Here is a 10,966-nt window from a genome sequence, read left to right on the forward strand (position 1 = left end):
CCGTGTCCATGACCGACGAGGGTCCGGGAGGCATCCCGCGCACCCCGGGCCCGCACACACGTCCGGGCAGCCAGTGGTACGACGCCGAAGCCGGCCCGCTGGTCCGCCCGTACGCCGTGACGGGCGGCCGGACCGAACCGGGCCCCACCGGCGTGCAGTTCGATCTGATCGCACTCGTCACCTTCGACGACAACGCACCGGACGGCTCCGGGGAATCCCTGCTCGGCCCCGAGCACCGAGCCCTGCTCACCCTCTGCCGGTCGGAGACCCAGTCCGTCGCGGAGCTCTCCGCGGACGCCGACCTTCCGGTCGGAGTCGTACGCGTACTCCTCGGCGATCTGCTCGAAGCCGGCTACGTACGCGTCAGCCGCCCCGTACCGCCCGCACAACTGCCGGACGAACACATTCTTCGTGAGGTGATCAACGGTCTGCGGGCTCTGTAAGGGCACTTCGGTGACGCGGTCGGGCCGTATGCGGAGCAGGCGGGCCTCTCTCCTCGCCCCGGTGGAGGGAGGGGAGAGAGGCCGTGCTCGTCGACCGTACGGTGCCTCGGGGTCAGACGTTGACCCCGTAGTCGGATGCGATGCCGGCCAGGCCCGAGGCATAACCCTGGCCGACCGCACGGAACTTCCACTCCGCGCCGTGCCGGTACAGCTCGCCGAAGACCATGGCGGTCTCGGTCGAGGCGTCCTCGCTGAGGTCGTAACGGGCCAGTTCGATGCCGTTCGCCCGGTTCACCACGCGGATGAACGCGTTGCGGACCTGGCCGAAGCTCTGACCACGGCTATGCGCGTCATGAATGGAGACCGGAAAGACTATCTTCGCGACATCCGCCGGGACAGCCGCCAGGTCCACATTGATGGACTCGTCGTCGCCCTCGCCCTCACCGGTCAGATTGTCGCCGGTGTGCTGGACCGAACCGTCCGGGCTCGTCAGGTTGTTGTAGAAGACGAAGTGCAGGTCGGAGAGGACCTTGCCGGCATCCGAGCACAGCAGCGCGCTCGCGTCCAGGTCGTGATCCGCCCCCGTCGTCGTCCGAACGTCCCAGCCCAGGCCGACCGTCACTGCGGTCAGGCCGGGCGCCTCCTTCGACAAGGAGACGTTGCCGCCCTTGGCCAGGGTCACACCCATGAACTTCCTCCATTGATCCAGTGGTCCAGCGATTCGGTGATGTGGTGATCAGCGCTTCTTCGGCCGTCATACGGGCCAACGACGGTGCCTCGCCCGTGGTTCCCTCGCTTGCGCAATCCCTGAAGTGACTGACAGGGAGGGGCGCCGTACGTTGGTGTGCCGATGCCTCATGTGCGTGGGTCGGTACCGGGACTCACATCGGTCTCCTTCATGGCCTTCGCCTCACTCTTCAGGATCCGCATGGATTTGCCCAGGGCGCGAGCCGTGTCCGGCAACTTCTTCGAGCCGAACAGTGCGATGGCCACAATCGCCACGATCAACAGGTGCCAGGGTTCGAGGCCGTTGCGCAACATGAATGTCCCGCCCTTCCTTTAGGTGTCTTGGCCGGTGTTTCCGCTCGGGGTTCGCGGACAGTGCTTCAGGCTGGCTGTGGCAGGTCCGGTGATCCACTCGAAAAGCGATACTTGCTACATTGCGCAACTGTACAACCGTGGGGCGGCGGAGCGCATCCTTCACCATGGAAGCCGGACGGACGGGGTGGCCGATGACAGGAAGTCACAATTCAGCAGCGGGCGGGCGAAGGGGCAGCCGGCTGCGGCGAACAGCCGTGTTCGGGCTGTCGTTCCTCGTGCTGCTTGTCGGGGGCATCGGGTGGGTTTACCTCAAACTGAACGGCAGCATCGACACCTTCAGCGCGGACGGGATCTCGGGCGACCGGCCGCCCGGCTCGTCGAACGGACAGAACGTCCTGGTCATCGGATCGGACTCGCGCGCGGGCGACAACAGCAAGCTGGGCGGCGGCAAGGGTACGGTGGGGCGCTCGGACACCGCGTTCCTTCTCCATGTGTACGCCGACCGCAAACACGCGGTCGCCGTGTCCATTCCCCGTGACTCCCTGGTCGACATCCCGGCCTGCAAGATGCCGGGCGGCGAGTGGACCGCGCCGCAGCACGACGTGATGTTCAACGGTGCGTTCTCGGTGGGGGAGACGGCCGAGGGAAACCCGGCCTGTACCCAGAACACGGTCGAGCAGCTCACCGGCCTGCGCGTCGACCACACCGTCGTCATCGATTTTGCCGGATTCTCCGCACTGACCTCGGCCGTCGGGGGCGTTCCGGTGTGTCTGCCCCAGGACATCTACCAGCGAGACCTCAGCCCGAAGCGGCCCGCACGGGGCGCCCGGATCTTCGTGAAGGGTCCGCAGACAGTCTCCGGACAGCGGGCACTCGACTACGTCCGGCTCCGGCACGGCATCGGTGACGGCTCGGACATAGGGCGGATCAAGCGCCAGCAGGCATTTGTGGCCTCCCTCATCAAGAAGGTCAAGTCCCGGGGGCTGAACCCCACCACATTGCTGCCCCTCGCCGACGCGGCCACCGACGCGATGACCGTCGACCCCGGGCTCGGGTCGGCCGACCGGCTTCTGTCGTTCGCCATGTCGATGAAGAACATCGACCTGCACAACACCAAGTTCGTCACTGTCCCCTGGCGATACGAGGGCTCGCGCGTCGCGATAGTCGAACCGGACGCCGACGCGCTCTGGGCAGCGCTGAAGGCCGACCGTACGGTCGACGGCCAGGACGCCAGCGGCAAGCGGTCGGCCGAGGACAGAGGGGCCGCGAGCGGCCCGGCGTCGCCCGCGGCCGCCGCCCCGGTCTCCGGCACGGGCATCAGCATCGCCGTCTACAACGGCACCACGGTCAGGGGACTCGCGGCGCAGGCCACCGAACTTCTGCGCGCCCGAGGCTTCACCGTCACCACTACGGCCAATGCGAGCAGCCAGGACTACGCCACGACCGTCATCGAGTACGGACCGGGCCTGCGGAACGAGGCAGAGACCACTGCACGGCTCTTCGCCGGAGCCCGGACGACCGCGTCCGACACCGTCGGAATCCAGGTGATCCTCGGCAGTTCCTACGCCCGGAACCCATCGTTCGCACCCGAGACCCCGGCAACCTCCGCTGTGCCGCCCACCGTCGCCGCCGGGGCGCGGTCGGCCGACGACGACCCGTGCGCGAACCTCTCGTACGGCTGACTCTCCCGCGACGGTGGGAAGGCGACGCTCAGAGCGGTGCCGGGACCGTCCGGAGCTGCAGTGCCGGGTGACGGGGAGCCGCGAAGCCGTACGACTCGTACAGAGCGGCGCCGTCCCCCGTGGCGTTCAGATTGATCACCGTGACATGGGCCTCCTCACGGAACCAGGCGAGGAGAGCATCGAGGCAGACACGGGCATGCCCACGGCGGCGCCGGCGGGGATCGGTGCTGACATTGGAGACATGCCCATGCAGTCCGCTCGGATTCGCCGGGCTGGGGGCATGCGCGTCGCATGTCCCGACGGCGCTGGAGACGGTGCCGAGCTCGGGGTCGTCGACCAGGAAGGCGGCGAACGTGCCGGGCCGGCGCAGCCGCTCGGTGAACCACTGCGCGGAGGCCGCCCGCCACGGGGCATCGGCACCGCCCGTCTCCATCCCCATATCGGCCAGCATCAGTCCCCGCAGCCGTACCAACGCGGGCACATCGTCGAGCGTGGCGCGGCGAGCACGCACCGCCTGCCCGCCACCGACGCCCGTACGCATGCCGGACTCCGGGCGATCGATGCGCGAGAGGGTCATGAGAATCTCCACTTCCGTTCGTAGCGGGTACGGGCCGCCCACAGTCCGCACGTGTACAGGGCCAGCACCGTTGCGAGCAAAAGGAAATAGAGCGGTGGCAGCGCCCTCATGCCCAGCAGCGGACCGAGCGGAGTGAGCGGCAGCAGCAGGCCGACCACCGCAAGACCGGACGCTGCCGCTCGCAGCGGGCCGCCGCTGTGGCCCTCGGCAGTGCGACGGCCCGTACGGAGCAGCAGCATCACCAGAGCCTGGGTGAGCAGGTTCTCGGTGAACCAGCCGGAGTGGAACGCCTCCTGCCCGCCCGATGTCGCCGAACCGTGCAATGCGTAGGCCAGCACTGCGAACGTCGCCAGGTCCGCAGTGGCGTTCAGCAGACCGAAGCCCGTGATGAACCGGAGGAAATCGCGCGGACGCAGCACCGTGGGCCGCCGCAGCACCGCAGGTGCGGGCCGGTCGAAAGCGAAGGCGAGCTGCGCCACGTCGAAGCACAGGTTCTGCACCAGGACCTGGGCCGGAAGCATCGGCAGGAACGGCAGCATCAGCCCCGCGGCAAGCATCGCGATGACATTGCCGAGGTTCGACGAGAGAGTGATGCGCAGATACGTGGCGATGTTCCCGCTGCAGTGCCGGCCGGCCGTGATCGCATGATCGATGGCCGCAAGGTCCTTCGCGGCGAGCACCACATCGGCGGTCTCCCGCGCCACGTCGACCGCGTTCCTCGGGCAGATGCCGACATCGGCCGCGTGCATCGCGGGCAGATCATTGACGCCGTCTCCGAGGAAGCCGGTGGTGTGCCCGGCGGCACGCAGCGCGAAGACGATCCGGGCCTTGTGCTCGGGCGTGCAGCGGGCGAAGACGGTGGCCCGGTCCGCGGCCTTTGCGAGCTCCCCGTCCGACAGCGCGTCGATCCGTTCCGCGGAAACGACCTCACCCGGATCGAGGCCCAGATCCCGGCAGGCGCGGGCGGCGGTCCCCGGACCGTCGCCGGTGAGCACCTTCACGGCAACGCCCCGGTGTTCAAGCACATCCAGCGCTTGTGCGGCGCTCGGCGTGAGCGCGTCCCGCAGAGCGACGAACCCGAGGAAGGCCAGCCCCCGTTCGTCGGCCGTCGTGTACGTACCGAGCCGGGCGGGCCGCTCGCTCCGGGCCACCGCGAGCAGCCGCAGACCGCCTGCGGCCTCGCGCATGGCCAGGGCCCACAGCCGGTCCCGTTCGGCATCGTCCAGGGCACAGCGGTCGAGTACTGCCTCCACTGCCCCCTTCGTGACGAGGGTGTGGATGCCGAGCCTGCCGGGGCTGCGGACGACCGCGGTGGCGAGGCGCCGTACCGGATCGAACGGCAACGCGGTCACCCCGTCGTACGCGGACAGCACCCCCTCCTGCTCCTCGGTGGCGTCCAGAACCGCCTCGTCGAGTGCGTCGGGGGCGGGCAGTTCAGCGAGCTGCAGCGTCCAAAGCGAGTTCACCGCGGCCCAGTGCAGCACCTCGGGATCGGGCCGGCCCGCCCCGTTCAGCGACCGTTCGACGACCGGCCGGTCCTGGGTGAGGGTTCCGGTCTTGTCCAGACACAGCACGTCGATCGCACCGAGATCGTGCAGAGCGGGCAGCCGTTTGACGATCACTCCGTGGTCCCAGGCGAGCAGCGAGGCGCCCCTGGCCAGCACCGTCGTGACGATCACCGGCAGCATCTCCGGAGTCAGCCCGACGGCCACCGCGACGGCGAACGGCAGCGTCTCCAGACCGCGGCCGCGCAGCGCCGCGTTGGCCATCAGCACCAGGGGCGGGGTGAGCAGCATGAACCGGATCAGCGTCCAGGAAATCCCCTGCACCGAACGGTCGAAGGCGCTCGTGCCCCGGTGGCGCACCGAACCGTCGTACGCGGCGGCGAACCGGGTGTCCGCACCCGTAGCCGTCACCACCGCCGTACCACTGCCCGACGCCACGCTGCTGCCCTGGAAACACAGCTCGGGCCGCGCGAACAGTCCTGCCTCGCCACCGGACCCGGTGTCGTCGGTGCGGTGTCGGTCCGGAGCATCGACGGGCTGTTTGGCGACCGGCACCGACTCGCCCGTGAGGGCCGACTGATGCACGGTCAGGCCGCTCGCGCGCAGGAGCCGCACATCGGCAGGCACGAGATCTCCCGGACCGAGCCTGATCACATCGCCCGGTACCAGCTCCCCGACCGGCATCTCGCGCGCCTGTGGCGCGGCGTCCGGGCCGGTGCGGCGCAGCACGGTCGCGGTGGTCGCCACCAGCTCCCGCAGCGCGGCCGTCGAGCGGTCGGCCCGATGCTCCTCCGCGGAGCGCAACAGACAGCTGACGACCACGAGCGCCAGCGTCACGGCAGCCGTGCCCCACGAGGCCACCGCTGCCGAGACCAGACCCAGACACAGGAGCACCGAGGTGAACGGATCCCGCAGGCTGTGTACGAAACGGCGGGGCCAGGAGACCGGACGCCAGGCCGGCAGGGTGTTCTCACCGAACCGTGCCAGCCGTTCCTCCGCCTGTCCCTCCACCAGCCCGCGCGGCCCGCTGTCCAGCGAGCGGAGAACCTGCAAGGAGGTCGGTGCGGCAACCGGCGACGCGGGCGGCGCGACGCGAGGGGCGGCGCTCCGGCCGGCCTTCGCGCCCGCCATCGGCGCGATCACGGGGGACGACTGGTCGCGATCGGTGCTGCCGGGACCTGCGGCGGCATTGCTCTCAGGCACCGAGTTCACGGAGGCGTACGGGGTGCGCGGGCGCGTGTCCGGCGCGCTCGGCGAGCTGGCCGACCATCAGCCGGACGACTGTCACCACGTCGGGGTCGTCGACCAGATACACCTGCCGGCGCCCTTCGCGGCGTGACCGTACGAGACCGGCCAGTTTCAGCTTCGTCAGATGCTGGCTCACCGAAGGAAGGGTGCCGCCCACCCGGTCCGCGAGGCCGGTCACATCGCTCTCACCCTGGGAGAGGGCCCACACGATGTGCAGGCGCGCAGGCGTCGCCAGCAGGCCGAAGGCGGCAGCCGCCTCCACCAGTACCTCCGCGGGCGGATCCTCGAAACCGCCGTCGGCAGCTGTCGACACTCTTGCTCTCCCTGTCCGCGTGGGCCATTCGTCGCACCCGAAACACAATCAGTGTAGGCGCCGGACTGCTGCCGTCCGCGGGCCCATGCGTTTGTGAGCGGCCTGTGCGCTCACGACCGGGAACGGCAGGCGCACTCCGCCAGACGCATCGGATTGTGGACTCATCCGGGCAGTCAGTGAGCGGGAACGGTCACATCGCTAAAAAAGCGATCCTGTCCCACGGGGCAGGTTCTCGTTTGCCATGCTGTCGCCGTACTCATGCTGACGGTCCACGGAATCCGAGCCCTTCAAGACAGCTCTGACCTGCGTATTCAGCGTCTTGGGACTCACTGGTGAGAGAAGTGATCGATGCCTTCCGAGCACGCTGACAACACTCATGGGGAGACGGCCGGGGAGGCCGCGGAGACCGACGCCCTCGCACTGAAGATATTGGTCGCCGGAGGCTTCGGGGTGGGGAAGACGACGCTGGTCGGCGCGGTCAGCGAGATCCGGCCGCTGCGGACGGAGGAACTCCTGAGCGAGGCCGGACAGTCGGTCGACGACACCGACGGGGTCGACCAGAAGACCACGACGACCGTAGCCATGGATTTCGGACGCATCACCATCCGGTCCGGTCTCTCGCTCTATCTGTTCGGAACACCGGGACAGGACCGTTTCTGGTTCCTGTGGGACGAGCTCTCCCAAGGGGCACTCGGGGCTGTCGTCCTCGCCGACACCCGGCGCCTGGAGGACTGTTTCCCGGCCGTCGACTACTTCGAGCACCGCGGCATCCCCTTCGTCGTAGCGGTCAACTGCTTCGCGGGCGCCCGCGCCTATGGCGAACGCGACGTGTCCCGTGCCCTCGATCTCGACCTCGGCACGCCCGTCGTGCTGTGTGACGCGCGCGATCGGGACTCCGGCAAGGAAGTCCTGATCCGCATGGTCGAGTACGCCGGCCGGATGCACACCGCCCGGCTTCTCGACTCGGTGAGCTGACCCTCCCGGCGCACATCTGTTGTGCGCCAAGGGGCCAGGACCCAGCCACATGACCGAGGAATGCTTGCCCGTACGTGACCAGTGCGCGAGGCTTACGCGAAACGTGGGGCACGGGGAACGTATGAGCGGGGAGGAGCGGGGAAATGGCGCTGGACAAGGAACTGGACTGGCTCCTTGACGATCTCACGAGCAGGGTCGAGCACATACGGCACGCGTTGGTGCTGTCGAACGACGGACTGGTGACCGGAGCGAGCACGGGCCTGGCGCGTGAGGACGCGGAGCATCTCGCAGCGGTCTCGTCCGGGCTGCACAGCCTCGCCCGCGGATCGGGACGCCACTTCCGGGCAGGGAAGGCCCGGCAGACCATGGTGGAATTCGACGAGGCACTGCTCTTTGTGACGGCTGCAGGGGACGGCAGCTGTCTGTGCGTGCTGAGCGCGGCCGAGGCCGACGTCGGTCAGGTCGCGTACGAGATGACGCTGCTCGTGAACAGAGTCGGAGAGCATCTCGGTGTTGCCGCGCGGCAGGCGGGAAGCGAAGGAAACAAGCGGATCTGACCCGGCCGTGGGAGTTATCCACAGGCCGGGCGAGCGATGCCCTCCCGGGTTACGGTGCTCACAGAGAGTAATTGAATCTCACGGGGGAGTGCGTCATGACTGTTACCGAAGCTGTGTGTACGGAGACCGGACGCACGATGGCTGTGGGCACAGCAGCCCGGGAACTTCAGCTGAAGCGCGGCGAGTTCGCCATTGCCGTACATGTGGGTCTGGTCCGCGTGCTGGTGCAGCAGGGTGGCGGAAGGCCGAGGGTCCGCAGGGAGGAGGTCGACCGGCTGCGGTTGCAGGACGGGTTCCCGGAGGCGCTGCGGGACAGGGTGCACGCCGTAGGGACGGCGGAAGGCGCCCAACTGCTCGGGATCAGTCCGGACCGCTTCACCAGGCTGGCCCGTGCGGGATGCCTCGCTCCGATCACGTTCTACCTCAACCGGTACCGGGCGGTGGTCTGGCTCTATCTCGCACAGGAGCTTGCGGAGTTCGCCGCCAGGGAGTCTCAGCTCCTGGTGGGGAAGAGCCCGGCATGGGTGCGCAGCCGGTTGGAGGGAGGCGCAGACCTACGTGCGCACAACTGGCGCTCGCGTCGCATCGAACGACTGATGAGCCTCACGGAGGATCCCTGGGCCCGCGCGGCCGTGCTCGCGGGCACACTTGACCCGGTGCAGTTGGCAGAGGTGGTCGACGATCCGTACGAGCGCGCCTACCTCGCCAAGATCTGGCCTGAACCGGCCTTCGGGCCAACGGGGTCGCCTTCTGCGAGGGAGGCCATGCGGCGCCTGATGCAGGCCAACGAACCGGACGAGATGCTGTGGCGGCGGGTCGGCCTGATCATGGAGCTGGACAACGCCCGGGAGGCCCGGCCGGCTCCGCGTCCGGGCGACGAGCGGCGCTCCGTTCCCGGCGCCGGGAACAGCCCCGGGAACGGGCTCGGGCTCGAGAGGGGGCAGGAACCTGAGCCCGAACCCGCCTCGGTCTCCGAACCCGTCCAGGTCTTCAGCCCCGACCCGGTATTCGGTCCCGTCCCGGCGTCCGAGCCCGCACCGACCTTCGTTCCTGTACGCGATTGCGATCCGGTACGCGATCCGGCGCCAGATCCTGCACCTACGCCGACAGCGGCTCCGGAAGCCGCACTTGGGCTGCTTGCCCGGCTCGGTCTGCGCAGGCGCGCATCCCGGCGCCCTTGCCGGTAAACAACTCGCGCAGGGAGAACGGTACCGGCATCCTGGCCCACATGCTGATCAGGGAAGCCACTGCCGAGGACTGGCCCGCCATCTGGCCGTTCTTTCACGAAATCGTCGCCGCCGGCGAGACCTTCACCTACCCGCTCGATCTCGGTGAGGACGACGCCCGCTCCTGGTGGCTCCTCGAGTCACCGAACCGCACGGTCGTCGCAGTCGACGACGACGGGACCATCCTCGGCACGGCAAAGATGAACAACAACCACATGGGCAACGGCGCGCACATCGCCAGCGCCAGTTACATGGTCGACCCCAAGTGTTCCGGACAGGGTGTGGGCCGGGCCCTGTGCGTGTACACGCTGGAATGGGCTCGCTCATCGGGGTTCCGGGCCATGCAGTTCAATGCCGTGGTGGAGACGAACACCTACGCTGTGCGGCTCTACCGCTCGCTCGGCTTCGAAATCCTGGGAACCCTGCCCGAGGGGTTCAACCATCCGAAACAGGGATTCGTCGGACTACACATCATGTACCGCCCTCTGTGACAGCCGTCTTGTCCGTCATGTCCCGAGCGGTGGTGATGTGGTGTCAGTTGTGACGTCGCATGCTTCGTGGGGCGGGTGCGCGCGTAGTTGTCAGGGGCAGTACTGTGCGCCCCACCGCCATTCGGGCGATGAAACTTATGCGGAGGAAGAATTCATGACCATACCCAGGAGATCGTTGCGTGCTGCGGGGACACTCGCGGCCGCAGCGGTGGTCGGCCTGACCGGCACGGTCCTCTCCGCCGGCCCGGCCGCAGCTCACACCCCCACCTGGGCCGTGACCTGCACCGAGGTGAGCCTTGACCTGACTGCCTACAACGGCAACGTCACCAACCAGGTGACCGTGACCGTCGACGGCAAGGACCTCCTGCCCACCGAGACCTTCGGTAGGGAGCTCCACAAGAAGCTTGAGCTGCCCAAGCACGACAAGGAACTGACGGTTCACCTCGTCGTCAAGGCCGGCGACGGCGCCAACTTCTCGCGCGACGAGACCAAGATGGCACCGGTGTGCGAGGGCACCACCCCGTCGCCCGCGCCGTCCAAGGGCACGCCGTCGCAGTCGCCCTCCTCGGAGGCGCCCGCCGAGAGCGCCACGCCCAGCAAGGCAGCTTCGGAGTCCGCCCCTGCCGCGGCCTCTCCGAGCCCCAGCTCGCCGGACCTGGCCGAGACGGGTTCCTCGTCCGCCACTCCGATCATCGGTGGAGCGGCTGTGGCCGTCCTGCTGGCCGGCGGCGGCATCATGTGGTCCGTGCGCAAGCGACGTACCGCACAGCAGTGACGTAGACCGGTGGTCCTGGTGCAGGAATGCGCCAGGACCACCGGTCGAGGGGGGGGGGGGGCCCGGCGGGGGGGGCCCACCCCCCAGCGCGTGTATGTGGACCAGTGCGACCACGGGGAGGCCGGGGGGGGGC

Annotated in this window: 12 protein-coding genes; 7 read left to right on the plus strand and 5 right to left on the minus strand. The window is 68.6% G+C overall.

What is annotated here, in order from left to right; translation table 11 throughout:
* Window positions 1-8 precede the first annotated feature (8 nt).
* Window positions 9-443, plus strand: a complete 435-nt coding sequence (locus tag ACFVYE_RS18555; RefSeq protein ID WP_383972329.1) for a DUF742 domain-containing protein — start codon at window positions 9-11, stop codon at window positions 441-443.
* Window positions 444-555: 112 nt separating this feature from the next.
* On the opposite strand, the gene ACFVYE_RS18560 is transcribed toward ACFVYE_RS18555, so the two are convergent.
* Window positions 556-1,131, minus strand: a complete 576-nt coding sequence (locus ACFVYE_RS18560) for a TerD family protein (protein ID WP_389606407.1) — start codon at window positions 1,129-1,131, stop codon at window positions 556-558.
* A 167-nt stretch (window positions 1,132-1,298) separates the two neighbouring features.
* The gene (gene tatA / locus ACFVYE_RS18565) at window positions 1,299-1,484 is read right to left on the minus strand and encodes a Sec-independent protein translocase subunit TatA (RefSeq protein WP_189280858.1); all 186 of its coding nucleotides are present in this window, start codon (window positions 1,482-1,484) and stop codon (window positions 1,299-1,301) included.
* Window positions 1,485-1,675: 191 nt separating this feature from the next.
* Between tatA and ACFVYE_RS18570 the strand changes: the two genes are divergently transcribed.
* Window positions 1,676-3,166, plus strand: coding sequence for an LCP family protein (locus tag ACFVYE_RS18570; RefSeq protein ID WP_389606409.1), 1,491 nt, complete (start codon window positions 1,676-1,678; stop codon window positions 3,164-3,166).
* A gap of 28 nt (window positions 3,167-3,194) precedes the next feature.
* On the opposite strand, the gene ACFVYE_RS18575 is transcribed toward ACFVYE_RS18570, so the two are convergent.
* Genes ACFVYE_RS18575 through ACFVYE_RS18585 form a run of 3 tightly spaced genes read right to left on the minus strand, consistent with a single transcriptional unit; the run spans window position 3,195 to window position 6,809 of the window.
* Window positions 3,195-3,743: a GNAT family N-acetyltransferase gene (locus tag ACFVYE_RS18575; protein ID WP_389606411.1), complete on the minus strand. Its 549-nt coding sequence runs from the start codon at window positions 3,741-3,743 to the stop codon at window positions 3,195-3,197.
* Window positions 3,740-6,460 (minus strand): magnesium-translocating P-type ATPase, encoded by a 2,721-nt coding sequence (gene mgtA, locus ACFVYE_RS18580; protein ID WP_389606413.1) that lies wholly within the window; start codon window positions 6,458-6,460, stop codon window positions 3,740-3,742. Before mgtA ends, ACFVYE_RS18575 begins: the two co-directional genes overlap by 4 nt.
* Window positions 6,444-6,809 carry a metalloregulator ArsR/SmtB family transcription factor gene (locus ACFVYE_RS18585; protein ID WP_114248576.1) on the minus strand — a complete coding sequence of 122 codons (366 nt, stop codon included), beginning with the start codon at window positions 6,807-6,809 and terminating at the stop codon, window positions 6,444-6,446. The genes mgtA and ACFVYE_RS18585 overlap by 17 nt, the downstream gene beginning before the upstream one ends.
* A 348-nt stretch (window positions 6,810-7,157) precedes the next feature.
* On the opposite strand from ACFVYE_RS18585, the gene ACFVYE_RS18590 reads away from it, so the two are divergent.
* The 5 genes from ACFVYE_RS18590 (at window position 7,158) to ACFVYE_RS18610 (ending at window position 10,833) form a co-directional block, all read left to right on the plus strand.
* Window positions 7,158-7,784 (plus strand): ATP/GTP-binding protein, encoded by a 627-nt coding sequence (locus tag ACFVYE_RS18590; protein ID WP_383972286.1) that lies wholly within the window; start codon window positions 7,158-7,160, stop codon window positions 7,782-7,784.
* A gap of 143 nt (window positions 7,785-7,927) precedes the next feature.
* Window positions 7,928-8,341, plus strand: a complete 414-nt coding sequence (locus tag ACFVYE_RS18595; RefSeq protein WP_383972283.1) for a roadblock/LC7 domain-containing protein — start codon at window positions 7,928-7,930, stop codon at window positions 8,339-8,341.
* 95 nt (window positions 8,342-8,436) lie between these two features.
* Window positions 8,437-9,528 carry a DUF6397 family protein gene (locus tag ACFVYE_RS18600; RefSeq protein ID WP_389606415.1) on the plus strand — a complete coding sequence of 364 codons (1,092 nt, stop codon included), beginning with the start codon at window positions 8,437-8,439 and terminating at the stop codon, window positions 9,526-9,528.
* A gap of 41 nt (window positions 9,529-9,569) precedes the next feature.
* Window positions 9,570-10,058 (plus strand): GNAT family N-acetyltransferase, encoded by a 489-nt coding sequence (locus tag ACFVYE_RS18605; RefSeq protein ID WP_383972277.1) that lies wholly within the window; start codon window positions 9,570-9,572, stop codon window positions 10,056-10,058.
* A gap of 154 nt (window positions 10,059-10,212) precedes the next feature.
* A complete protein-coding gene (locus tag ACFVYE_RS18610; RefSeq protein ID WP_383972274.1) occupies window positions 10,213-10,833 on the plus strand; it encodes an LAETG motif-containing sortase-dependent surface protein in 621 nt (206 codons plus the stop codon).
* The last annotated feature ends 133 nt before the right edge of the window (window positions 10,834-10,966 follow it).

Source organism: Streptomyces sp. NPDC058239 (assembly GCF_042882185.1).
GTDB lineage: Bacteria > Actinomycetota > Actinomycetes > Streptomycetales > Streptomycetaceae > Streptomyces.

What these genes read in the sequence shown, in the direction of transcription:
- ACFVYE_RS18555 (WP_383972329.1), top strand. Translation starts at nt 9, where the DNA reads ATGACCGACGAGGGTCCGGGAGGCATCCCGCGCACCCCGGGCCCGCAC.
- ACFVYE_RS18560 (WP_389606407.1), bottom strand. Translation starts at nt 1,131, where the DNA reads ATGGGTGTGACCCTGGCCAAGGGCGGCAACGTCTCCTTGTCGAAGGAG.
- tatA (WP_189280858.1), bottom strand. Translation starts at nt 1,484, where the DNA reads ATGTTGCGCAACGGCCTCGAACCCTGGCACCTGTTGATCGTGGCGATT.
- ACFVYE_RS18570 (WP_389606409.1), top strand. Translation starts at nt 1,676, where the DNA reads ATGACAGGAAGTCACAATTCAGCAGCGGGCGGGCGAAGGGGCAGCCGG.
- ACFVYE_RS18575 (WP_389606411.1), bottom strand. Translation starts at nt 3,743, where the DNA reads ATGACCCTCTCGCGCATCGATCGCCCGGAGTCCGGCATGCGTACGGGC.
- ACFVYE_RS18590 (WP_383972286.1), top strand. Translation starts at nt 7,158, where the DNA reads ATGCCTTCCGAGCACGCTGACAACACTCATGGGGAGACGGCCGGGGAG.
- ACFVYE_RS18595 (WP_383972283.1), top strand. Translation starts at nt 7,928, where the DNA reads ATGGCGCTGGACAAGGAACTGGACTGGCTCCTTGACGATCTCACGAGC.
- ACFVYE_RS18600 (WP_389606415.1), top strand. Translation starts at nt 8,437, where the DNA reads ATGACTGTTACCGAAGCTGTGTGTACGGAGACCGGACGCACGATGGCT.
- ACFVYE_RS18605 (WP_383972277.1), top strand. Translation starts at nt 9,570, where the DNA reads ATGCTGATCAGGGAAGCCACTGCCGAGGACTGGCCCGCCATCTGGCCG.
- ACFVYE_RS18610 (WP_383972274.1), top strand. Translation starts at nt 10,213, where the DNA reads ATGACCATACCCAGGAGATCGTTGCGTGCTGCGGGGACACTCGCGGCC.